Annotated in this window: 23 protein-coding genes and 1 pseudogene; 11 read left to right on the plus strand and 13 right to left on the minus strand. The window is 44.2% G+C overall.

Going from position 1 to position 23,479, the window contains the following annotated elements; all coding sequences use genetic code 11:
• Positions 1 to 124 precede the first annotated feature (124 nt).
• Together ACFS25_RS28460 and ACFS25_RS28465 are read right to left on the minus strand one after the other, a co-directional pair.
• Positions 125 to 1,180: a DUF5712 family protein gene (locus ACFS25_RS28460; protein WP_381508096.1), complete on the minus strand. Its 1,056-nt coding sequence runs from the start codon at positions 1,178 to 1,180 to the stop codon at positions 125 to 127.
• The gene (locus ACFS25_RS28465; protein WP_381508098.1) at positions 1,177 to 1,695 is read right to left on the minus strand and encodes a hypothetical protein; all 519 of its coding nucleotides are present in this window, start codon (positions 1,693 to 1,695) and stop codon (positions 1,177 to 1,179) included. The genes ACFS25_RS28460 and ACFS25_RS28465 overlap by 4 nt, the downstream gene beginning before the upstream one ends.
• A 672-nt stretch (positions 1,696 to 2,367) precedes the next feature.
• Between ACFS25_RS28465 and ACFS25_RS28470 the strand changes: the two genes are divergently transcribed.
• Both ACFS25_RS28470 and ACFS25_RS28475 read left to right on the plus strand, forming a co-directional pair.
• Positions 2,368 to 3,066 (plus strand): AAA family ATPase, encoded by a 699-nt coding sequence (locus ACFS25_RS28470; RefSeq protein ID WP_381508101.1) that lies wholly within the window; start codon positions 2,368 to 2,370, stop codon positions 3,064 to 3,066.
• A 9-nt stretch (positions 3,067 to 3,075) separates the two neighbouring features.
• A complete protein-coding gene (locus tag ACFS25_RS28475; protein WP_381508103.1) occupies positions 3,076 to 3,630 on the plus strand; it encodes a RodZ family helix-turn-helix domain-containing protein in 555 nt (184 codons plus the stop codon).
• Positions 3,631 to 3,644: 14 nt separating this feature from the next.
• Here ACFS25_RS28475 and ACFS25_RS28480 read toward each other — a convergent pair whose 3' ends face one another.
• Entirely contained in the window at positions 3,645 to 3,917 is a 273-nt protein-coding gene (locus ACFS25_RS28480) for a helix-turn-helix domain-containing protein (RefSeq protein ID WP_381508105.1), read from the minus strand.
• A 74-nt stretch (positions 3,918 to 3,991) separates the two neighbouring features.
• Positions 3,992 to 4,243 carry a helix-turn-helix domain-containing protein gene (locus tag ACFS25_RS28485; RefSeq protein WP_381508107.1) on the minus strand — a complete coding sequence of 84 codons (252 nt, stop codon included), beginning with the start codon at positions 4,241 to 4,243 and terminating at the stop codon, positions 3,992 to 3,994.
• Between the two features lie 863 nt (positions 4,244 to 5,106).
• On the opposite strand from ACFS25_RS28485, the gene ACFS25_RS28490 reads away from it, so the two are divergent.
• Positions 5,107 to 6,201, plus strand: coding sequence for a replication initiation protein (locus ACFS25_RS28490; protein ID WP_381508109.1), 1,095 nt, complete (start codon positions 5,107 to 5,109; stop codon positions 6,199 to 6,201).
• A gap of 51 nt (positions 6,202 to 6,252) precedes the next feature.
• Positions 6,253 to 6,891, plus strand: a complete 639-nt coding sequence (locus ACFS25_RS28495; RefSeq protein WP_381508111.1) for a hypothetical protein — start codon at positions 6,253 to 6,255, stop codon at positions 6,889 to 6,891.
• A 175-nt stretch (positions 6,892 to 7,066) separates the two neighbouring features.
• Here the strand turns inward: ACFS25_RS28495 and ACFS25_RS28500 are convergent, their stop codons facing one another.
• The 3 genes from ACFS25_RS28500 to ACFS25_RS28510 form a co-directional block, all read right to left on the minus strand.
• Entirely contained in the window at positions 7,067 to 7,306 is a 240-nt protein-coding gene (locus ACFS25_RS28500) for a hypothetical protein (protein WP_381508113.1), read from the minus strand.
• Between the two features lie 271 nt (positions 7,307 to 7,577).
• Positions 7,578 to 8,465: an IS3 family transposase gene (locus ACFS25_RS28505; protein WP_381508115.1), complete on the minus strand. Its 888-nt coding sequence runs from the start codon at positions 8,463 to 8,465 to the stop codon at positions 7,578 to 7,580.
• Positions 8,462 to 8,779 (minus strand): transposase, encoded by a 318-nt coding sequence (locus tag ACFS25_RS28510; RefSeq protein WP_381508116.1) that lies wholly within the window; start codon positions 8,777 to 8,779, stop codon positions 8,462 to 8,464. Before ACFS25_RS28510 ends, ACFS25_RS28505 begins: the two co-directional genes overlap by 4 nt.
• 349 nt (positions 8,780 to 9,128) lie before the next feature.
• Here ACFS25_RS28510 and ACFS25_RS28515 point away from each other — a divergent pair, with 349 nt between their 5' ends.
• Together ACFS25_RS28515 and ACFS25_RS28520 are read left to right on the plus strand one after the other, a co-directional pair.
• The gene (locus ACFS25_RS28515) at positions 9,129 to 9,473 is read left to right on the plus strand and encodes a hypothetical protein (protein WP_381508118.1); all 345 of its coding nucleotides are present in this window, start codon (positions 9,129 to 9,131) and stop codon (positions 9,471 to 9,473) included.
• 657 nt (positions 9,474 to 10,130) lie between these two features.
• Positions 10,131 to 10,787 carry an FkbM family methyltransferase gene (locus ACFS25_RS28520; RefSeq protein WP_381508120.1) on the plus strand — a complete coding sequence of 219 codons (657 nt, stop codon included), beginning with the start codon at positions 10,131 to 10,133 and terminating at the stop codon, positions 10,785 to 10,787.
• A gap of 136 nt (positions 10,788 to 10,923) precedes the next feature.
• Here the strand turns inward: ACFS25_RS28520 and ACFS25_RS28525 are convergent, their stop codons facing one another.
• From ACFS25_RS28525 to ACFS25_RS28540, 4 genes are all read right to left on the minus strand, one after another.
• On the minus strand, positions 10,924 to 11,256 hold the full coding sequence (locus tag ACFS25_RS28525; protein WP_381508175.1) for a transposase: 333 nt from the start codon (positions 11,254 to 11,256) through the stop codon (positions 10,924 to 10,926).
• Between the two features lie 3 nt (positions 11,257 to 11,259).
• Complete coding sequence (locus tag ACFS25_RS28530) at positions 11,260 to 11,760, minus strand: hypothetical protein (RefSeq protein ID WP_381508122.1); 501 nt, start codon at positions 11,758 to 11,760, stop codon at positions 11,260 to 11,262.
• A gap of 183 nt (positions 11,761 to 11,943) precedes the next feature.
• Entirely contained in the window at positions 11,944 to 12,153 is a 210-nt protein-coding gene (locus tag ACFS25_RS28535) for a transposase (RefSeq protein ID WP_381508124.1), read from the minus strand.
• The gene (locus tag ACFS25_RS28540) at positions 12,066 to 12,368 is read right to left on the minus strand and encodes a hypothetical protein (protein WP_381508177.1); all 303 of its coding nucleotides are present in this window, start codon (positions 12,366 to 12,368) and stop codon (positions 12,066 to 12,068) included. The genes ACFS25_RS28535 and ACFS25_RS28540 overlap by 88 nt, the downstream gene beginning before the upstream one ends.
• A 413-nt stretch (positions 12,369 to 12,781) precedes the next feature.
• Between ACFS25_RS28540 and ACFS25_RS28545 the strand changes: the two genes are divergently transcribed.
• The 4 genes from ACFS25_RS28545 to ACFS25_RS28560 all read left to right on the plus strand — a co-directional run bounded on the left by ACFS25_RS28545 (position 12,782) and on the right by ACFS25_RS28560 (position 20,935).
• On the plus strand, positions 12,782 to 14,473 hold the full coding sequence (locus tag ACFS25_RS28545; RefSeq protein WP_381508126.1) for a TlpA family protein disulfide reductase: 1,692 nt from the start codon (positions 12,782 to 12,784) through the stop codon (positions 14,471 to 14,473).
• A 728-nt stretch (positions 14,474 to 15,201) separates the two neighbouring features.
• Complete coding sequence (locus ACFS25_RS28550; protein ID WP_381508128.1) at positions 15,202 to 16,746, plus strand: DUF6734 family protein; 1,545 nt, start codon at positions 15,202 to 15,204, stop codon at positions 16,744 to 16,746.
• Positions 16,743 to 17,828, plus strand: a complete 1,086-nt coding sequence (locus ACFS25_RS28555; protein WP_381508130.1) for an efflux RND transporter periplasmic adaptor subunit — start codon at positions 16,743 to 16,745, stop codon at positions 17,826 to 17,828. Before ACFS25_RS28550 ends, ACFS25_RS28555 begins: the two co-directional genes overlap by 4 nt.
• A complete protein-coding gene (locus ACFS25_RS28560; RefSeq protein WP_381508132.1) occupies positions 17,825 to 20,935 on the plus strand; it encodes an efflux RND transporter permease subunit in 3,111 nt (1,036 codons plus the stop codon). Before ACFS25_RS28555 ends, ACFS25_RS28560 begins: the two co-directional genes overlap by 4 nt.
• Positions 20,936 to 21,321: 386 nt before the next feature.
• On the opposite strand, the gene ACFS25_RS28565 is transcribed toward ACFS25_RS28560, so the two are convergent.
• A complete protein-coding gene (locus ACFS25_RS28565) occupies positions 21,322 to 21,726 on the minus strand; it encodes a DUF1573 domain-containing protein (RefSeq protein WP_381508134.1) in 405 nt (134 codons plus the stop codon).
• Positions 21,727 to 22,158: 432 nt separating this feature from the next.
• Here ACFS25_RS28565 and ACFS25_RS28570 point away from each other — a divergent pair.
• Positions 22,159 to 22,353: pseudogene (locus tag ACFS25_RS28570) on the plus strand (hypothetical protein); the annotation flags it as partial.
• Here the strand turns inward: ACFS25_RS28570 and ACFS25_RS28575 are convergent.
• Positions 22,350 to 23,477, minus strand: coding sequence for a 6-bladed beta-propeller (locus ACFS25_RS28575; protein ID WP_381508136.1), 1,128 nt, complete (start codon positions 23,475 to 23,477; stop codon positions 22,350 to 22,352). The pseudogene ACFS25_RS28570 and the gene ACFS25_RS28575 sit on opposite strands and share 4 nt — an antisense overlap.
• Positions 23,478 to 23,479 lie beyond the last annotated feature (2 nt).

A 23,479-nucleotide genomic window follows, 5' to 3' on the forward strand; every position in this document is an offset into this window, starting at 1 on the left:
GCTGGTTTATAGTGGCTATTTTGCCATTCGACGTAGAACCTACTATCAATATTGCTCTATACGGATTAAGTGATTCTCCCCCTATTTCAGTGTTAGAATTATCGTTTCTCATATTTATTGAATGTTACAAACCGAAGTGACCACCCCGTTTATTTGACAAGTCTTTTAAAATCTCTCGGTCGTCGTCCTTATTGTCACCAGCTCCTCTAAGTACTGACTCGACAGCATAACTTACCCGTTGGCTCTGTACTGCTTGTCGTTGCTGGTTAGCCTGGCTGTGGGCGAACTCCCTGTTTTCGCGCGGTTCCGCTTTGCGTAAATTCGCAAACTCCGTTAGGTCGTCTTTCCTCCCTTCCTTGTTATTTATCCGCGTACTGTAATCTTTCAGCCCTTTGTAGAACTCTTTGGAATACCCGGACTCTGCGGCTTTACTCCGAATGTTACCAACCGTCTTTTCGTCTAAGTCATACTTTTCTGCCAGTCGGTTGATTCGTTTTTCAAAGTATCGTACTTGGTCAATATGGCCGCGCTCCTTGTGGGGTTTCTCCTTGTGAAAGTGAGTCTGTTTCTCATAGTTGAACTGCTGTTGAAATGTCTCAGCGTTCTTTCTTTGAAAATCAACGATATTAAAACGTGCCTTACTGGTATCAGGATTCAGAGTAGTTTTCTGCTCTTTATCACGTGTAGAAACTACGATATGAATGTGAGTTTGTACTCCCCCTTTTTGTTCCCCTTCTTTCGCCTTTCCTTCTTTAACTTCCTTGTCATCCCATTGATACTTACGTGTTTCGTGAATAATCCCGTACCAAACTAAATCTTTACCTTCTAATTGTTTACCATTTTTCAAGGTAAAGTTTTTGGCGTAATTTTCCATCACGTCAATGGTATATTTTTTTAGCATTTCAGGGTCACCCTTGATATGGGCTAACTCCTCGCTGGATGGCGAGATAACCAGTGACACGAATTTTGTATCATCCTTCTTTAAGCCTTTTACGTTTCCGTCAATACTGGCAACTACTTCTTCCTTACTTAAACCGTCTCCGTCCTGAGAGAAGTAATAAGCCTCTTGCCCTTGCTCCTTCCCCTCATGTTCAAAATAATTCACTAACCGTTCAGAACTACCCTTATTATCGTAGTTGATTTCCCGGTTTTTAGTGGCTGGCAATACCTTGGTAATCATCCCTTTTTAGGTTTATGATTCATCTTTTTCTGAGCAAACATCTTAGCTGCCCTAGCTTTATGAGCTTCCTGCTCCTGCTCACTTAGCCCTAAACCGGCTAAGAGTAAATCTATAAATATTTCCATCAGATTTAGCATATCAAAACTCGTATCCTCTAACGTATCAGCTTTATTTTTTAACTCGTATACATCCTGGACGAAAGGCATCAAGTAAGTTCTCTCCTGTACTTGCATGAAAGAAAAGACGTTGTTGCGAAGCTTACGCACTTCCGTTAACACATCCTTCTCTTCACCCATACTTCTAGGGTCAATGTGATTCTTCATAAAGTAGGATAAAGCAGCCTCGCTATAGCTGCGCAAAGTCAACTGTACGGGTTTAACTACCTTTTTTTTCTTCTTATCTAAGCTGCTATTGTACTCTAAGTCGGCTAAATTATTCAATATCTTAATCTCAGTTTTAACCTGCTCGTGAATGCTTGGGTCAATCTCGATAGCTGCTGTTTTACGGTCTGTCATGGCATATTTGCTTAAAATCCATGTATATATAAGAACATATAACTGATAATCAAGCAATTAATTATTTAGATCCATGTCATTCAGAAGCTATGCTTTTGTTAGTCAAGGTTTTAGCTCTGCTAAAATCGTCCCTTCTTGCTGAAAAAATTTGCTTTCCTATTATTAGTGTACCCCTAAGATTATATAACTCAGTCTTTGAGAGCTATTGTTAACAAAATAACATAGTTAACAAATACACAAATGTAATTTTGTATTATATGTACTTTAACTCTAAAAGATATTTATTAACAAAAGAACTTCTGTTAGAAATTACAAAGAATACATAGTAATCTCTACTTATAGCACTTGTATAATCGACTCTTAATCAGTGAATAACCCGACACAAATATACTTTATAACATTATTACAAACGTAACTTTGTATATTTTTAACATTATTAATAAGTTAATTACGTAACAATAATTTATATTATTTTATTACTTTGTGTACTATGTTACATTGTTAACAATATAACATAGTACACAAAGTAATTATGTGTAAGACGTAATTTGTTATTTTATAAATTTTATAATATAAATAAAAAAATAATTTATTTAAAATGTCATTATGATATTAAGTATATTATGTATGTTTGTTAACAAATAAACACTGACACATTTTTAACAGATCACCATGAGAATCATTTGTGCGTCTACAATGAAGGGGGGGGCTGGTAAAACAGCTACTACCTGTTGGCTGGCTAACGTGTTGGCAAAACACAGCGATCAGAGGATATTGGTAATTGATGCAGATAACCAAAAGTCAATTACTGACCTCCGCGAAGAAGATAAGGAAATAGTAGGAGAGGGGCTAAAATTTGATTGGGACTTAAAAACAGCCAACCCGGAAGAAGCTCAGGCAATTATAGAAGATGCATATGAAAATGATAAGTATGATATTATTTTCATTGATATGCCCCGGATGACAGGCTTAGAAGATGATGCCATTATAGCACTACTAGCAATGGCAGATAGTTTCATCATCCCCGTAAAACCGGCTCGTACTGACGCTTTGGCTACAGGTCATTTTATGGCAACAATGGCTGATCTAAAGAAAATTCGTGAGGATGAAGGAATGCCGACTTACATCTACGCATTCCATAACTTTTATAGAAACATTAAAGAAAATAGTTATTTACCTGAATTTGCTGAAGGGATTGGTATTGAACTATTCGATTCTAAAATCAAACTGAAAAAGATTTACGAAAACTATAATACGCATACGTCTCTACTAGAAAGTGCCGAAGGTCGGGATGAGTTCTTGCCCTTCGTTTATGAATTTATACAGAAGTACGAGTTAGAAACCCAACTAACTATTCCAACCTCTAAATAAGCTTAAGATATGACAACGGGAAAAACAAAAGGCTTTGGATTAGTATCCAGAAACGCAAGGGAAAAAGCGGCTGAACAAGCTACAAAAACGCTTAACAGTGTAGATACTGCGAATGATGACAACGCATCAACCCCAACTCCACCAATGGAACAAGGTACCTCGGCTCCCGACCCTGCGGCCCCGATCACCGAAACAGAGACTCCTGCTATCGCCCTGTCCCCTTCGGTTGAGTCTACAACTCCTGAACCCGTGCCTTCTATCGCTGTGGGTATTGAATCTACAAATGATGAGTCTACGCACTCTGAACCTGCAACTCCTGAACCTACACTTTCTGAAACTACCGTTCCAGAACCAGCACCTAAACCAGCATCAACTAAACGAGAAGGGAAGAATAAAAAGACTAGTGATACACCTGCTGCACCGCTGAACGCTGCAAGGGTATCACCACGAGCACATAAATTGTTGAATATGATAAGTTCGTTGGAGAACAAGACGCAAAGTGAAGTCATTGACGAACTTATAGTTCTGCATCCTTTGTACAAAAAACTGAAAGACTTAGTATAGCGTTTACAGACTAGTTATTTTGAGTCTTTCTCATTCAATTGATCTTTTTCATCTGAGATATCATTAAGCTCTCTCAAAATTATTTTTACTATCGCGGTTGGTGTCCGTTTAAGTACTTTGGAAAGTTTCATGATCTCTGCAATTGTGTACTGGTCTGGGTTATTTTTTCGCTCCCGAATTGTAGCACGATTATAATTCAAGACTTCTGCCAGGTCTTGTAAGGTTATATCTGACTCTTTTATAAGGTCTGACAACTTCTTTGAATCAGGCTTATTAGAATCCTTCATAGTTTAATTTTTTTATCTGCATCAACAAAAGGTAGGTCCAACGACTGTGTTAAGACTTGTCTTTTGAGCTTATCCTACTTTTCCTTATTACTGGCCAACTCCTCAGCCGATTTAATCAGTACCCATAGCGGAATATCTAAACCTACCGCAATTAGCCAAGTTATGTGTATGCTTGGATTTACCTTACCACGTTCAACGCTCGAAATATAAGTCCTATCCAAATTACAACGAAAAGCGAGTTCTTCTTGAGAAAGACCTTTGTTCAACCTTTCTTCTCTCATAGCTCTACCAAAGGCTACAGATAAAACCTTAGCGGTTGCTCCCATTTTGGCAAAGGTGTGGCTATGTAGTCTATTTGTCTACGGACTATTTACCACATAAAGCACAACTTAAATAACTAAATTTATAGTTGCCGAAAGATTTTTTTAGCATTTACACGGTTTTATGCTAAAAAAAATTGAAATTATGATATAACCAGTTTGGTTTTTGTTGTCTTTTTTTCCCCTTTGTCCCTTTTTTTAGTAGTTTGTCTAAATTCTCTAAAAATTTCTAAAATTTGATAGATTAGAGGCAATTTAAGTGCTTGACTATTAGTATTTTACTAACACTAAAGCGACCAGAGTACGAAGTTAAAGCGACCAGAGTACGAAGTTAAAGCGACTATTGTACGAAGTTAAAGCGACCGAAATACGAAATAAAAGCGACTAAAGTACTACCTGTAGTCACACAAAGCGACCGGAATACGAAGAGACTTTTCAAGTGCTCTGTAATTCAAAAAGCGACTAGAGTACGAAGTTGAAGAGAAGTAGCAAGGCAAATTCAAAAAGCGACCGGAGTACGAAGCTATTTGTACAGGTAGTTACCCCGGAATATGGCAATATATTCTTAATTAATTGTTATTCATGTTTAGAGGTGGGTGCCTATAGATGTTGATAAATTAGCACTAATAAGCAGATGTTAGGCGCTAACTATCAGTAGATTGTGTAATGGTAGATTTTTCTACCATTGTCTAAAACCACAAAACGACTTGGATACGAAGTAAAAGCGACTTAGCTACGAACACGACGATTATTAATATACTGAAATATAAGTAGTTGGGAATACGGTAATTTTGATCAACTCATATTTGGCAGTGATATAATTATTTATAAATTGCAAGCGTTTTTCAAAATAACCTAACCTTATCCTTATGTCGGTTTCAGAGGAAAATCTAATGATTGTGCCAAATAAGAAGCAGAAGAACAACTACCAGCCCAATCTGATTACTGAATCCCGGCAGATGTTCACCGCGTTGGAGAAGAACATAGTTGTGATGGTTATTAACCAACTCACGATTCGCTATTTCGAAAAAGGCCAACCTCTCTTTCCTAATCAGAATGTTGAGTTTTTACTTCCTTTCTCTGATCTCAGCAAAAGCAGGAACTATAATGAGATAGAGCGAGCGGCTAAGTCATTACAGTTGAAACAACAAGGATTCGCTTACACCAATGAGAAAGGCGAACGTTTTTTCAAGTATATGATACCTTTCCCCCTCGTCGAAAATATCATGAGCAAAGGTAAAATGTGCTTAAAAATCACCATGTTTTCCGGTGCTGTCCCTTACTATACGGAACTGGGAAAATCATGGACAAGTTATGATTATGAAGTTATGCGCTCGTTAGGTTCATTATACTCTAAGAGAGTATATGAAATTATAATGAGTCATTATAGAAAGAATGAGTTCATATATGAAGTAGACCATTTGATGCACATCCTCAATGTACCCGATACATTCAAGTTCTACGACTTCACAAGGAAATGTCTAGACGTAGCAAACAATGAAATTAAGGCCAAAACAGGAATGTCGTTTACTTATCAGCCTGTTAAAAAAGAAGGGAAGAGAGTCACTGCACTAAAGTTTGTCAAGATAACACCACATAGTCAGGTTGAAAGCGAGTCAGATAAAAACCAGCAGTATATCAATAATATGCCTGTAGGGGAAGCGGTTGCCCTAGCGTGGAAATGGTTTTCAAATTACACCTTGAACAACGCTCAGAAATCGGCTATAACGGACAATTCTGATAAACTTGATACATTCCTTCGTATTCATTCAGAAGTAGCGTCAGGGCGGCGTAAAAACGTCAAGAATGCTACAGCTTACATGGTTAAGTCCCTGAGCCTTGAAAACGTTAGAGATAAGAAAAAGGAAATAGCACCTAAAGCAACGGCTCCTCGTAAAACTGCAAGTCCTAAAGCGCTTGGCTCGATCATAGGAACTATGGACTTATTTAGAGCAGAAGAATAGAACAGGGGGGAAAAAAGCGTTAAGCAATCGCCAACAACAAACTCCGACGTTATGAACACGTATAGATTCTTTGGCCTATTGGGTGTCGTTCTGGTACTAGCTGGTGGCTGCAAAAAAGACCCGGACATAGTTACTGTAAACAACCAGATAGAGTTTACTGAAAATCCTGATCCTGTTAAAAGGATATCAGGTACATACGATGCGGTGTTAGTTGATGCTGGTTTTAAATCTGGAACTGGCGTTAGAAGTTACCGTGAAGGAAACCTTTCACTTTCAAAACCTGACGGAAGTATAAAGGGCGGTGGTTATAAAATAAGTATTCAGCCAGCCGGAGCGCAAACAGTAACGATTTCCGTTGAGGGGTCAAGTAACAACTTTGCCAATGTCCCTAGTCATACCATAGGCACATACACCGTGTACGCGGTCCCAAATGGCAGTACTACCGAATACCAGTTACGGAAGTCGCTAAATGACCCTATTGCTTTACTGGTGAAGCGCTATGATGCTTACAATGAACTAACCGGATTTGAGTACGATGTAACGTTTAGCTACTATCACAATAAAAGTACGGGGGATTTCCATTGGGGCGAGCATGAAGAAATTGAACCGGCTCCTACCTCTTGGTTTTATTTGAATGGGGATGAATATACTGTTTACTGTAAGATGCTAAGAAAAGTATCCAAAGGTTGAGAAAGTTTACTTGGTAGTGTAGGTAAAAGCAAAAAAGCAGACCAATAGTACCAGGCTGTTTTTTTTTGGCTCCTCCTTAATTTCTAATTACTAATTTATAATTAGAAAAAGGATTAATGAAAGAAAAAGGCCACTTTGTTAAAGTGGCCTTTGGTTATAACTTATGTCAGCGTTTTCAATTATGACACTGATTAAATTTCTTGTCTAAGACCTTATCAGCGACCATTTGACATTCATCCATCAATCCAATGTTCATTTCAGTTATTTCAGTAAGGATACTCTCAAAAATCTCTGTGGGGGTCTTTTTGAGAAGTCGTGCCATTCTGATAATATCCTCGACGTTAAAGAGTTGCGGCTTAACAACGAGTTTTGCTAACTCGTCTAAAGCATTTTTTTGACCATGAGCCGTTACCATGATAGAGTTGGATTAGTTAAGTGTATCCAAATTCGCACCTATTCACTAGTAATGGCAACAAAAGTTGGCGAACTAGCCTAATTAGTTGGTGAGGGGGTGAATGTCTTGTTTTAAGGGGTGAAGTGAAGGTATTCGTTCATCAGTAAGATACATTCTTACATATTTGTAAAACTGTACTGGTTTTACCGAAATAGAGGTAAGCAGTCATATAGGAGAAAAACTAGTCTCACAAACTCATGTGTACTGGGGTGGTTCGGTTTAGCGGGACAGTTTAGTGCTTAGTTTTTGACAAATTTAGATAATACTCGTTTTCAAACTGTTCCGGGCTCAGGTAGCCCAACGATGAGTGCTTACGTTTTCGATTATAGTAGCACTCGATATATTCAAATAACTCGGTACGGGCATCCTCAAGGTTCTGAAATATGCCATCCTGAATCAATTCAGCCTTCAATCTCGACCAGTAAGACTCCATAAAAGCGTTGTCATATGGATCGTCAGGACGACTCATACTTTGGCGTAACTGGTTATCTTTCAGCGTTAAACGAAAGCCTTTGTCAATGTATTGACCGCCACGATCAGAATGGACAATCGCTTGTTCCTGAATCGGATAAGCCACTAACGCCTTTTTGAGGGCTTTATGTATCAGCGAAGCTTCCATATGTTTTTCTACCTGCCAACCTTTGATACGTCGGCTAAACAGATCCATCCAGGCCGCCAAATACGCCCACTCTCCGCCCGCCAAGGCAATGTACGTAATTTCGCCTACCAGAACTAGTCCAGGTGCTGTTGGTAGCGGGGCTTCCAACAGCAGATTAGGGCTAAATGGGCCATCATGGCGGCTATCGGTGGTACGCGGCACAAAGATACGGGGTTGGATAGCTCGTAATCCCTGTTGTTGCATGAGCTGTTGTACTTGATACCGACTCACTTGATAACCCTGATCGCGAAGTTCTTCGACCAACCGACGGCTTCCGTAGCGTTGGCAATGATCAAGAAAGCTTTCCTCAACCGATTGAGTCAACTTTTTCTTCCCCTCTGTGGGCTGATAGGTTTCACCAGCCTGATACCTGTAAAAGCCACTGCGACTAACACCAAATACTTTGCACAAGAGTTGGACAGCATGCTCATCGATGTGCTGACAGATAAACTGATAAATCAACCGGAGGTCTGTCGGCTGAAAATGGCCAAGGCTTTTTTTAAAATTTCCCGTTCCTGTTCGAGCTGACGGACTTGCTGGCGCAATCGCTCATTTTCGATAGTGAGTGGAGTATCTGTTTTTTCTTTCCCTTTTGCCAAGCCGGTGGGCGATTCTTGTTGGCTACGCCAGCGATAAAGTAAGTTCTCACCCACACCCAGTGCCTGAGCCACCTGTAGTACACTACGCCCATTGGCTATCATACGCAGGGCTTCAGTCTTGAAATCCTGGTCATACTTTCGGCGGGAAGCCGATTTGGTGCTTTTTTGCTCTTTCATGACTCTGCGAAGTTAAGCACTTGCAGTGTCCCGATTAATTAGACCATCTCATACTACTGAAAATTTGACTTTGATTTGTGAGAAATAACTTGAGATACTGTATAGCTTAAATTGATGTAATCGCTAGAAGTCCGGTGACCGTCGCTTAAAAGGGGCGTGGCTGTTGCACAACTCTATCAGTGCCTACTTCATTCCTATGCAATTCATAAGCCAGTATGCCCCTTATTACCGACCCAGTAAACCCTTCAAGAATCTCAAACTCCTCAACTATAATCAGCCGACTATCTCACTTTCCTTTTATTAAAAGCACAAGTATTCTATCCACCGTACGCCTACCAACGATAAGGTCATGTTGCATTTGCGTAATAGTCGGGATGAACTACTCAATCGTTCACTATTTGAGCAACTTAGTGTGGGACAAAACGAGCAGCTACGCCAGACGGGTCAAATTCTACGGTCGCTGCGGGAGAATCCCCAGGCTTATCAGAGTTGCTCTCCTAACTACCATCACTACTACCGTTACTGGTACTGCGCCTTTCGCTACTTTGAAGATGCCACCCTCACCAAAGTTGCCAGCCGGGATGAGCACCTCTTGAAACATACCGAGCGCATCAAAGGGCAAGTTCATGAGCGGCTCAACATTATCTTCATTGACCCCTACTATTTCACCCGGCCTGTGCCTAATGACAATTAAGTTCGTTGACCGCGAACTCGACACATATCCTATTCAACTACGCCAAGGCATCACCATGCTCTATTTGCGAAAAGCTTAAGTCAGGTGACCAGTTTGATCATGCCAGAAGCAGTATCAGTGCCGAGGAAATCACTTAATTACAAAGTCCTAAAGAATATATCTAAATGGTCAAGCTCTGATCAGTTTGAGAAAAGATGATTACTCAAGATGACGGGCGTTAGTAAGGCGTTTTCCCATCTGACCGTTTCATAGCCTACTCAAAGTTATTCAGTTATGGGTAAGATGCCAGTTGCCCCACACTTTTTGATGCTATCGTCTTAAAGGAAAGTTCTGTCGAATCGTACAAAATGCGTCAGTAACGTTGGCAATTCAGTTAAAATGGGGCACAATGCAGAATCATAAATAAAACCTCACCATGTGACCATTTGCTCATTAACGGCAACGTATGCTAATGGCTAAACGGAATTGCAAAGAGGTGGCCCGATAATATTACACGTTTAACAAAAAGTTGAGATGTGGTTTGATTATATTCGTGTCCTGAAAGGTGAACAGAATTTGATCTTCTAAGACGAGCAACTCACAGAAATGCGTGAACAGGGAATTACTTCTTCAAGCTGATAATCAATACCTAAAGCGATCAATAACACAATCACGACTATGTACACATTAGAAGACTATGATTTATTACACACGTCTACTATCTACATGTTGGAGCCGTTCATCTCATCGCACAAATATTTGTTTGAAAACAAAACAATTTATGATATAGGCTCTAATATAGGAGTGTTTGCAGAACTGGTCCATAAATATACTTCAGACTACAAAGAGATACATTTGTTCGAACCATGCTTGTCACATATTGAGTATAGTCGACGCCTTTTAAGCACATTGCCAAACGTATACTTCAACAACTTCGGTTTGGGTGCCACCGACAGCATCCAGCCTCTTTATAAGACACACAATCCTTCTGGCTGGAATACGTTTTTAAAAAAAGACCCTAAACAACCACCTAATTTCTACGAGTATATGTTGGAGGAACAGTGTGTTATTAGAACACTTGACAGTTATAATGGACCTCCGTGTGATTTTATGAAGATTGATGTTGAGGGGTTTGAATGCTACGTTCTTGAAGGCGGGATGAACTTTATTAAGTCTTGTCGCCCAGTATTGTATATAGAGGTTGGCTGGGGTACTTTACACCCAAATTGGAACACGCATAATAAGTTCATCTATCAACGCTTGTTCGATGAGGCTAATTATCGCCCTGTTCATTTTCATAATAATACACAAGATATATTATTTTACCCTGTATGACAGTGTCTTCAGTTGATGTAGTTTGAAGACTTGGGTGATGGCTTAACAATGTTGAATGCCGAAAAAAAACTGATTGATGAACAACTTAATCAACGGAGGTACCCTCAATTTCCGGCTTTTACGCACTTTGTGTGGTTTAGCATCGAAAAAGCACTCGTTGTCGTAATAAATCCAACTTTGCTCGCCCATACGTCTGCCGCTTGATGAGCTTGACCCGGGTCACTTGACCTTCGGTCTGACCATTGCTCCATTCAGTAGATAGAGCTGCTCGTACAGCAGCATAGTCCTCCTGAAGTCGCGACCCAAACTGTTGCAGCAGAGCGACCGACGCGCTCTGACAATGAATCAACCAGTCGTCTGATACCTCCACTTGGCGCCCGCGAACCACAGCGGCAAACTCCTTGGCTAGATTATAAACTTGGTTAAAGGTGGTGTCTTGACAGATATGGATCAGAAGTTGCTGGTCAATCTCTTACAAAAAAGAGGCTGGACGGACCATAAACCAAGCTAATTGCTGAGTAGAGGGTAACTCAAGAGGTGGCCTATGCTCATCAACAAACGACTGACTAGGCAGGGAATCACCAATAACATTCTGCTTTTCGACTGGCGGTGTATCCTCTACCCGACGTCGACTGAGCCATTCAGTATGTTGGCTGTCCGAACCATGATAGCCTTGCTGACAAAGCTCCCGCCATAACTGTTGCCCATTACGGCAACCTTGCTGATAGCGTTTCTCTAAATAGGCCAGATAGGGCGTCAGCATAATGCGACCTGTCGGACGACGGATTCGCTCAGGAAACGATTCGGCGAAAGCATACCGTCGCACCGTAGTCCGGTTCAAGTTCAATTCCCGACTAATCTGGCGAATGGACCAACCCGCCTGATGTAACTGTTGTACTGTCTGGTAATAAGCCAGTCGCCTTTGCCGACTATTATGGCGGGCCTCCAGTTCATTTTGCGAATAGTCCCGCATAATATAAGCTCATCGCTTAGTGGGTTGCTGTGCCGATGAGCTCATTTTCGAAGTCGATAAGTTACGAAGTCGATGGTAGCTACTGGTCAGTATTCGTTCCAAAACTTGCTCCAGGATTTGCAACAAATGCCATCGATCGGCAACTTGCTGAGCACGAGGTGCTTGTGAGGGAGCACCTCGTGCCTATTCTCCTGAACGATCTCGCGTAATCACTTTCACAGCAGGATGGGCTCTTAGCCAATCTCGTAGCCCTTCGGCCGTACGGCCTTCCAACAAATCGATAGGTTGATGTCGATCCAGATCGACTAAGATTGTACCATAGGTCCTGGCTTTTCGTATCGCCCAATCATCAACGCCCAAGGCAGGGGTGTATTCAGAGCAACCGGTTGCCACTTTCGGATGAGTCGTAGCAACGTCTCATGACTGGTAGTCATGTACAACTGAGTCAGTAAGCGACTACCGGCTTTGCTTCCCAACATCATAGATACACTTCGTTGAGCGTGAGCTAACCGGGTAGTACGACGCGCATAAGCAGGTAGCCAATCCGGACAAGGTTGACTAAAGGTTCGCTTAGAACAAGCTGTGTTCAGACAGCGAAACTGTCGCATCCGTAGTTTGAGTTGGATTACTTTGTCGCTAATGGGTAAATCGGTAGGTTTATAATAATAAAACCCATTTGATAGGCTTGAGACTTGGTGGCAAAGTGGACAGTTAGCCTGCCTGTTGATTGAATCGGCGGTTAGGATGTAGCTCTCGTCAAGGGGTTAACAGTGCATGATTTGGTAATTCGGAAGGTACACAGGAAATGGGGGCTGAGCGCTCATTCAAGTAGAACACTAGAAGCAACAAATCAGGTCATTCAAATAGCCAAGCCACACAAAGTACCTAAGAGCCAGTTTATTGGGAGGAGGTCAGTCAGGAAAATAGGCGCTTTGTGATATGGATTGTGTATTTAGGATCGCAATAATTTTTCCTATATTTGACTATTCCAAGCCCATTAATCGAACTCCATATACAAACTATGAAAGCCTACAGCACAATTTGGTTTTTACTCACTACCATTAGCGTTGGCCTTGCACAACCGGCTGGCGTTGTCGCTATCGAAGATCCGCAATTCGATGCCCAGTTTACCCAACGGACGATACCCAAAGTCACCGGTAAACTCCTCCACGTAAGTCCACAGGAAATAACGGGAACGACCATCACGTATACGCTCGTTACATTGGCAGGACAGAAAACAAAAACCGCTCACTTGGCCGCGGACGGAAGCTTTCAATTGGAACTGGACTATCCGCTGCCTTACCAGCAGATTTGGGTACATTTCGGCGAGCTGTTTTACACCGGTCTCTACGCCAATAAACAGCTACATGTCGAATTAGACGTACCCAAACTAAAAGCAGCCGGAAAGGAGCTTGCTTTTAAGGCAGACGGCGTTCGGTATCTAGGCGAAGATGGGGCCCTAAACGAGTACATGAATGAGTATATGCTCTTCAGACGGGCCGACCAACTGGCCCTTTCTGCTCGCGTGCAGCAGATTCGCCCCTCCCAACACCCAGTAGAGACAGAAGTGCTGGCCGCTTTCACCCCTATTTTCGACTCCTTGAAAACGATTCAGGCTGAGTTTGTAGCGACTCATCCGTCCCCCTACGGCTGGCTACTCGAGAATGAGCGCCTGTCCGAGTTTTATAACCAGATTTGTGTTTATTACTGGAGACATACGATGGAACCTGCTCTTTTCCGTCAAATCAAGGAGCATAAGACCTATCTACTATCTAATAGCAACATGGCCTTTCAGCTATACCTGTCCGCTTATTTTCGCCAACTTCCCGCCAATCGAGTGACGGTCAGTTGGCAGGACGTGGCCCGTTTGTCTGATCTGACTGAGCCGGAAAAGGCAGCCCTTGATTCCTTGCGGAGTACCGAAACGCTTTCGCCCGTTCCTGCCCATCGGGACCAGTGGACCAAACAATTGGGGCCCAGAATGCGAAGATTGCGACAGGATCGGATGATTGCCAAAGGGATTCGTTGGCTGGATAGTCTCTACTCACCGGCAAGGGCCGACATCCTGAAGTTGCAGCTGAATACCAGCAAGGATATTGCCGAACAGAAAGCGGCCTTGGAACAGATACTGCCCAGTATTTCCACTGGCTGGTGTAAGGTGATGGCCAAGAACGAATACGCTCGTACTATTGATCAAATAGCCTCGGTTAATAAAGCATTAGCCACTTCCGGAAATTCGCTAACCGCAACCGGTTTTGGAAGCCCATTACAGCAAACTGATTTTGGGGCAACGTTATACAAGCTCTCCGACATGAGCGGAGTAGATTTTCTAGCCAAGCTTAAGCAGAGTTTCGTCGGGAAGGCCATCGTGCTTGACCGATGGGCCACCTGGTGTGCGCCCTGCTTACAAGAAATGCCGCACAGTAAAAAACTGCAACAGGACGCCAAAGACCTGCCAGTGGTCTTTGTCTATGTCTGCACAGCCCAAGGTTCGGACGAGAGCAAGTGGAAACGAAAAATAGCTGAGTTAGAACTACCTGGTATTCACTTTTTCATTGACGAAGCATTGGATGCGAAACTGGCGCAGTTGTTCGCTTTCAGTGGTTACCCAAGTTATGCCCTCATCGATCAAAAGGGGGTCTATAAGTCAGGGGCTATCACGTGGCTGTTAGCGATAAAAGGCAAGGATGACTTGGCGGCACTGCTAAAGTAAAGGGGTGAAGCGTATGAAGTCTGTCATGGTCTAACTTCCACTTCTAAGTGAGTTTGTAAGCGTCGATTAACTCGTTCTCCTAAAGACGGGACAAAAGTGGTATTACCTTTACAACCGACCGGTGATTTAGTCACCGATCCCGTAATTCATCCAACCCATGCCGAAATAAGCAGTACACCTGACGACGAATGCCCTCAACGACCCGACACGTAATGGCTTCACCTAGTCAGCGAAGATTCGACACTGGATTGTACCCAATTTAAGCCAAAATAAGCGGGAGCCTCGGCCTAGACAAGCCTACGAAACGTTGGCACAGGCTGTACATCAATAACAAAATAGTCACATTGAAATTACATTAACTTGTCAAGCAGTGCTTGACAAGTTAATGTAATTTCACGGCGCTTACTACAGATCTTCATTATATTCTGTCTAGCAAGAGCAGTCACTTTGAGTCGATTCCGGTTTGCCAAAATCCGATATCGTTTCATTCCATAGACTAAGGGCCACTGTTATGGAATTTAAAAGAGCGTGGAAGCGATTTGAAGATTTTAGGAGTAAACTATAAGGAACCTGAAGTGGATATACAATATGTGCCATTCTTGTTCGCCTTGTCAAAAAAAGCTGTGTGTGAGAATTTATTTGTACCGAACAGCTTCGAACCTAAGCTCACCCAGAACTGTATTGAAACGATAAAGAGTAGGTATTTTGATGCTTCGAAAATATAATGTATGATAGCCGTTCAGAGTATTTGGTTTAACGAACTAAATGATGGCATAGATTATAGCTGCGGATGGCTTGACGTGCGATTTCATCTATTTAGTTGGACTTTAAGCAGTTTATTATTAGCTCGTCATTTTGATACATGTAGTTTAGTATCTGATGAAAAAGGAACGCAACTGGTCGAACGGCTTCAATTACCTTATACACGTATCTCCACTGAGCTTGAGAGTATTAAACGCATTAACTTTCTCTGGATGCCGAACAAAGTTTATTCTTATTCCATCCAACAGGAGCCGTTTGTCCATGTTGATATTGACGCTTATCTCTTTAATAACTTGGATGAAAAGCTAAAAAACGCACCCTTATTTGCCCAGAATTTTGAGTATGACCTTGATACATATGTTGAGGCATATGAGGATATTCATACGTACTTTAGCTACATTCCGGAGTTTATCAAGAAAGATGCTTTAGGTAGACTAACTGCAGTAAATGCTGGGATTATAGGCGGAAACAATACGCAGTTTTTCAACGAATTAATCAACGTATTGAATGACTTCTTGGAGAAAAACGATGCTCACATACGAAAGTGTCGTTATACACCACTAAACATATTTGCAGAGCAATTTCTTTTTAAGAACTATGCAGATGCCAAAAACATACCTATTGATTATCTAACACCCAGAGAATTTGGCCCTCCCTGCGATTATCAGATGGCTGATTTTGTTCAGCTACCCAATGATAATGCGTATGTGCATTTGATGAATTACAAGCGTAACCCAACCGCCTGTGAGCAACTGGCACAACGGTTATGGCTCGAATCACCGGAGTTATATGAACGGGTGATTACCGTTTGCCGGGAGTTGGCAGCTACGCATCATTACGTTGAGACCTCTGAAGCACCCAAACAGCCACGACCGTTTTACCGAACTTTATACGCATTACAGACACTTGGCTTAATTCAAAGTGACAGCAGCATAGCGGTAAAAGACGTAGCGAAATTGATAGAGAACCTGCCTGATGGCCCGCACAAGGATAGACTTATAGATGTCTGGCAATATGAATCAAGTCGCCAGGCGTATGTGCAGGACTTACCAGAGATTTCGGCTAACTGGCAAAAGTGGCGGTACTCCTCTAATCAGGTCAATACACTGCTGGCTCAACCGGCTGCAACCTATCGGCAGGCTGTCGTTCGTCGGAGCGACCGCTGCGTCAGAATAGAATCAGAATGGAACTGGGTCGAAGCCAACGAATTTGCTGGGCAAACCGCAGACCGTGGTCTGTATGATAACCTGCAAACCGAACCTGCTTATTTTGAGGTACTGCTGTATTATTACCCTCATCAGAAATTGGTTCGGGAACAGCTATTAGACGTGCTGAACATACTGGTTTTAGACACGCTGGAAGAGCCGTTATCTATCGAAAAGCTAATTGAGTCGGTGGCGGCTCAGGTCTTGTCTTACCAGCTACAAGCCAACCTTGCGGAGTTGTCGGCGACGTTGTTAGGGCAGATCCGGCATTTTTTGTATCATGGCATCCTCGAACCCGTGCTATGACCCAAACCACCCTTTTTGTACTCATTACGCTGGCACTTTGTCGGCTGTTGTCGGCCTGTGGCCCGGCTACGTCCACCGCTTCGCTGGCCGACAGCATGGTCATGAACCGCCCGGCTGCTGCTCAGAACGTAGTAGTCAGGTGCCAACCGGCCCGTAGCGGTACGTTCTGGCTGCGTTCGCTGTCCAATGGCGTGGTCCGCGCACCGGCCCAAAGCCGCTTGAGTTTTCGCATTGGCGGCACTATTCGTGAAATTGCCGTCCGCACGGGGCAGCCCGTGGCAGCGGGGCAGGTAATGGCCCGCTTAGATGACCGCGATCAGCTGATAAACCTGCGGGTGGCGCAGGACCAATTGACCGAGGCTAAGGTGCAACTTCGCGCCTTGATTGCCGAGTACAACGGCGAGGACATAGATACGATGAGTGTCAAGCAGCCTAACGCACGGGCGTTTATACTGACAAAAAGCGGCTACTACAAGGCCCAAACCGCCTTGATGCAGGCCCGGCAACAACTTGACTACACCATCCTGCGGGCACCCTATGCGGGCGTAGTAGCTAACCTCACCGCCAGACCTTATAACTTCATCACCTCGTTTGAACCCTTTTGCACCCTGTTGAGCCGGGCCGGTCTGCTGGTCGAGTTTTCGGTGCTGGAAACCGAACTGCCCGCCGTGCGGGTTGGCTTGCCAGTGCAGGTGAAGCCGGTTGCCTTGTCGGGGCGTAGCTACGGCGGGCAGGTAGCCGAAATCAATCCGTTGGTCAACGCGCAGGGGCTGGTGCTGGTGAAGTCTCGTATCAACCACCCCGATGCGGCCCTGTTCGAGGGCATGAACGCCCGCGTGGTGATTGAACGGCGGGTGCCGGGTCAGGTCATTATCCCAAAAGAAGCCGTTGTCGAGCGGTCGGGCCGGAAGGTGGTCTTCACCGCCGAGAACGGGCTGGCCAAGTGGCACTACGTCACCGTCGCCCACGAGAACGACACAGAGGTAGCCATCAGCGAGGGGCTGCGGGCGGGCGAGCCGGTAATTGTGTCAGGGCAACTGAACCTGGGCCACGGTGCGCCCGTAACGGTAGAGCAGCCATGATTCGCTACCTGCTGCACCGCCCCATTGCCGTCTGTGTGGTCACACTCTGGCTGGCGGTGCTGGGTGGGCTGGCGTTCCGGCAATTGCCCGTCTCGCTACTGCCCGACATTATGGTGCCAGAGATAACCGTGCAGGTCAGCTACCCATCGGCCTCGGCGCGGGAGTTGCAGCGCACCATCGAGCAGCCGCTACGGAATCAGCTTTTGCAGGTCAACCACCTCGAAGATATCGGAAGTGTCACGCAGGATGGCCTGTCGGTGCTGACACTGCGCTTTGGCTACGGCACCAACATCCGGCTGGCTTATCTGGAAGCCAACGAAAAAATTGACCAGATACTCGGTCAGTTGCCCCGCGACCTCGAACGCCCCAAAGTCATCAAAGCCGGTGCGGGCGACATTCCGGTTTTTACGCTCAACGTGCTGCCCGCAGACACAACCGGCGCAGGCGATACAGGCGATTTTCTGACTCTAAGCGAGTTTAGCGAGGACGTGCTGAAACGGCGCATCGAACAACTGCCCGACGTGGCGCTGGTCGATGCTACGGGGCTGTCGCAGCCGGAGGTGGTGGTGCAGGTCAATCCGGGTAAGCTGGCCAGCCTGGGCTTGACCGAGCAGCAGTTGACCGACGCGCTCAAACAGGCCAACCTGCAACCCGGTAACTTCACCGTGCGCGATGGGGCCTATGAATACAACATCCGTTTTTCGTCGGTGTTGCAGCGCGTCGAAGACGTAGAGAACGTGCTGCTGGCCGTTGGCGGGCGTGGGGCCGACCCGTCGGCGCAGAACGACCCGCGCGTGAGCTACTTCGCCGATAACGTGTTGACCGCGCAGGAATCCCGCACTGAAGCCCCCACCCGGCTGATTCCGTTGCGCGAATTGGCCGACGTGTCGGTGCGCGAACGGCCGCTCCGGGGACTGTATGCCTTTAACGGGCAACGCGGCATCGGGCTGGCCATCATCAAGCAGAGCGATGCGCAACTGCTGCACCTGCGCAACGAACTGGACAAGCTGCTGGCGCAGTTTGGGCGCGACTATCCACAGTTGCGCTTCAGCCTAAGTCAGGACCAGACCGAACTGCTCGACCTGTCGATCAATAACCTCATCAGCAACTTGCTGACGGGTGCGCTGCTGACCTTCGGCATGATTTTCCTATTCATGCGTGACTGGCGGTTGCCGCTTTTGATCGGGCTAGTGATTCCGGTGTCGATAGCCATTACGTTCGGCGGTTTTTTTCTGCTGGGGCTGTCGATCAACATTGTCTCGCTGGCCGGGCTGGTGCTGGGCATGGGCGAGATTGTCGATAGTGCCATCATCATCCTCGAAAACATCGAAGAAAAACGGGAAGCGGGCTTGTCGGTCGAAGAAAGCTGTGTAGTCGGTGCCGATGAAGTCATCCGTCCCCTATTTACGTCGGTGCTGACTAACTCGGCGGTGTTTCTGCCGCTGTTGCTGCTAAGCGGGCTGGCGGGTGCGTTGTTTTTCGACCAAGCCGTATCGGTGTCGCTGGCCCTGGGTGTGTCGCTGCTGTGTTCCTACACACTCGTGCCGGTGCTGTACTACCTGATCTATCGTCGGCAGGTTGCCCGCAAACCCGAACCGCCCACGCTCGTAACGCGCTGGCTCGAACGGGCCTACCTCGCTACGTTTTCGTCTGCGTTCCGCTACAAACCGGGTTTGCTGCTGATTCTGGTGCTGTTGCTGGCGGGGGCTGCCTGGGCGGGTTTGCACATTGAAAAGCGGGGTATGCCCGCCGTGAGCCGCAACGAACTCGAAGCCTTCATTGATTGGAACGAACCTGTTTCCGTCACCGAAAATCAGCAGCGTATCGCCCAGCTGACAAACCGGCTGCGCCCAGCACCGTCCTACGTCAGTGCGTTTCTGGGGCAGCAGCAGTTTTTGCTGAATCGGCAGTTGCAGCAAACCTCTAATCAGACCCTGCTGAGTCTACGCACCAATTCCGAAGCCGACTACGAGCAGCTGGCCCAAACGCTGACAAAACGGCTGATGGGGCAGTATCCGAAAGCCGTGTTCGAGATCAGACCCGCCAGGAATCTGTTCGAGCAGTTATTTGGCAGTACCGAACCCGCCTTGCGGCTGAAACTCCACAACGCCCGTGGGCAGCAGGCTCCCGATGCATCGGTGAGCAGCCGCATCGTCAGAACGTTGCAGCAGCACAATGTGCCGATCAAACTAATCGGTCATCAGAATCAGCTCACCATCCGGTTGCTCACCGATAAGCTATTGCTATATGACGTGGCGCCGGAACCCATTTTACAAACGCTAAGAACCGTGCTCAACAACAACGAAGTAACGATCCTGCAAAGTGAGCAACGGTTCATTCCGCTGGTGCTATCGGCTAGTGGCGTAGCGGACAACTGGCAGAACGCCGTGGTGTATAGCCGCCAGAAACAGGCCATTCCACTCCGCAGCCTAATTGATATTACGCCCCAGACCGATTACAAAGTCATCTATGCCGACAAGGAAGGCCCCTACGTTCCACTCGACATCGAGATCGACAGCCAAACGGCGTTGGCCGTGCAGGAGCAGGTCAATCGGCTGGTGAGTGCGGAGCCGGGATTGCTCACCACTTGGTCGGGTCGGTATTTCCGCGATCAGGGCTACTTGAACGAGTTGCCAGGCATCATTGCCGTAGCCATCGCACTGCTGTTCTGCATCCTGACCGCACAGTTCGAGTCGGTGCAGCAGCCGCTCATCGTGCTATTGATTATCAACCTGGGATTGGCCGGGGCTATATGTACGCTGTACGTATTCGGAAACAGCCTAAACGTCTTGTCGGCCATTGGCATGGTCGTGCTGATTGGGCTGCTGGATAACGACTCTATCCTGAAAATCGACACCATGAACCGAAGCATCGATTCGATGTCGCTGATGGATGCTATCCGGTCGGCGGGGCAACGGAGGCTGAAATCGCAGATTATGACTTTTCTGACTACCGTGCTGGGACTGATGCCCGTTCTGTTCAGCGGAGGGCTGGGTTCAGAGTTGCAAAAACCGCTGGCCCTTTCGGTCATTGGTGGAATGTGCGTGGGCGTTCTGGTCTCCTGGACGGTGATTCCACTACTGTTGGCTAGTCTGGGAAAAAATTGACCACAAACCGGTTAACTTTTTGCAATCTCTGGTTCAACTTCGCATTATGAATCACAAAAAAACATGCGACTGGCAGATGGTGCCAGGCTGCCGTAGCGGAAGAAATCCACCGAGGCATGCTCAACATCGATCAAGCCGCGGCCAAGTTTGAAGATCACCCGAAAGACCGATCCAGCACTTAATCGAGTTGATCGAAGAAGAGGGCGAAATCGCCAAACGATTAGCCGAAGAAGGGAGCTATCTGCCTCGGCTCAAGAAAAAAGCGTCTGCCAAAAAGTTCCCTCAGCCCAACGATGTAAACCAGGTGGGTGAGTTAAAAGCAAAATCTATACCTAATTGTCAACACGCTCTAATTAAATGTGTACATAAATAAATTTACATAACATTTATATTACTTTTCCTTTAATTATTAAAATATGTCTAGTAGGATGTGTATTTCCCTCTAAAAATATTAATTGTTGAAAAGGTCCAAGTATTTGATTATTATACCATGCTTGAGCAAAAATAACTTCATTTGGCTTCGCTTCGTACTTTTCTATAGAAACTTTAGTACAGATACAATCAGCATAAATTTTTTTTATTAACAACTCGTTGTTACCAACATTTTTGATTTCAAATTTCGCCTTTATTAAATTTGCTTTTTTTATTTCACCCAAGTCAATGGTTTCATTTGTGATAAAAATTGAAGTTATAGAATTGGAACAACTAAATAATGAAAAAAAGATTAGTAACATTAATAATGTAACAGAAAATTTGATTCGTGTGATAATAGACAAAATAACATTAGCCATGTTGCAAAGGTGATTATCAGTTATTCAAAATAAAATTCCACAAGCCGGCACAAACTCACAGCGGCGTTTCGTAAAGAATTGCCTTTCGGGTACGCAGTTTGTCACTCAGATACCAATACCGTTTCAAATTACCAATGGCGTATTCAATCCGAATTCGGCTCGAACTCTTATAACAGTTTGCCTCTCTCTTCAGGGGTTAACTCACTGCCTTTTGGCTTCTTCTTTGGTTGACTAACGGCCTGACAGGCATACGACTTGACTACTCCCTGCTACCCTAAATCCAACTCAATGATCAACGTAGAAAACTAAGATTGATCTGCCGGGAATGATAGTTGAGCTGCCGAAAATCGTGGTATGGTAGTCCTTAAAAAGTAATGATGGTCGTCAAAGGCCGTAGTCGGGCCGTAGTTTTGGGTCGCCAAATTCATTTCTACGTGTCATGTTTCCGTCGAACTATTCTGTACGCTTCATCAACGCTGTTCTCGGCTGGTTCGATTAAGTTTGTCCTTTTCCAAAAAATTGATTCGGCATATCAAATCAATCCGGTTTGTGGTGACACACTACAATCTATCATTACAAACTTATGACTACCAAATTTACTCCGTTGTAAAAACTCTAATATATTAGTTGCTATTCACTGAGAACTCAACTAAAACTGGATTATCAGTAACATCAAGGCTTTTTAATGTTTGAAATAATTTTGGGTATTTTGTTTTTATATAATTATAAGCTTCTATATTCTTGGAGTTCAAAAAGTTCTCAGTAAGAATAACACTTATAATACGATTGTCCCTATAACCTAAAGGCCCTGAGAACGTATCAATCATGACGCGAACTTTGTTGACAAAAGTATTTTTTGATTTTTTATTATAAATGCAATACCTGATTAGTCTATTCTTAACAAACTGAAAAATAAAATGATTTTTAGTTTCCATTGCAGGGTTCCCCACGTATGAAATGTCCATAATCTTTTTGTCCAGTTTAATGGGATCTGCCTTTATTTCTTCAGGGCATTTATTTGAACCTAAATCTACAATATAGCTAAGAAATACTCTCCCTTTTGAAATTGTAAAAATTGAATCACTTAATGGATTACTATAAAGAACATTTTCAGATTTCTCTAAAAAACCGGAGTATGCGAATGATGGAATGTTACGAACAAACGGAAAATATCTTTTACTAACCTTAATATCTTTGTCCGTAAAAAGTAAGTTACTAAACTCTTCACTAGTATTATAGTTTACAAAAAAAGCAGCAGAATCTTTTTCTAAATTTGTCATTCCAAATGCGAAAAAATGCAGCGGTATGGACTTTTCAAATTTGCCTTTGTAATCGTAAATATTTATTAATCTACTACTGTTAGACAATAAATAAACTTTTTCATTGTGCACATAAAAATCATCAGCATTTAAATATTCGCCGGGTCCTTGTCCTATGTGTCCAATATCATTTATATACCTTCCATCATTTTTAAATAACTTAAGAGAAGAATACTTCCTGTCTAATATATAATAAAATCCGTTAGCACTCACTACTTTGGAGACTTCAGCCAAATATGATTTCTTTATGTTCTCGAGTTTTACGTATTTATTAATAATGACATGTTCATTTAATAAATTATTAACTTGTTCCAAATCGATTTTTTCAACAGGTGCTGACAAATCCACATTGGAAGTATCATTTGTTTTTTTGGAACAACAAATTAACAAGAAAAACACAACGGCTAAAAAAATAGTATTCTGATGTTTCATTG

Source organism: Spirosoma flavum (genome assembly GCF_042686045.1).
Lineage (GTDB): Bacteria > Bacteroidota > Bacteroidia > Cytophagales > Spirosomataceae > Spirosoma > Spirosoma flavum.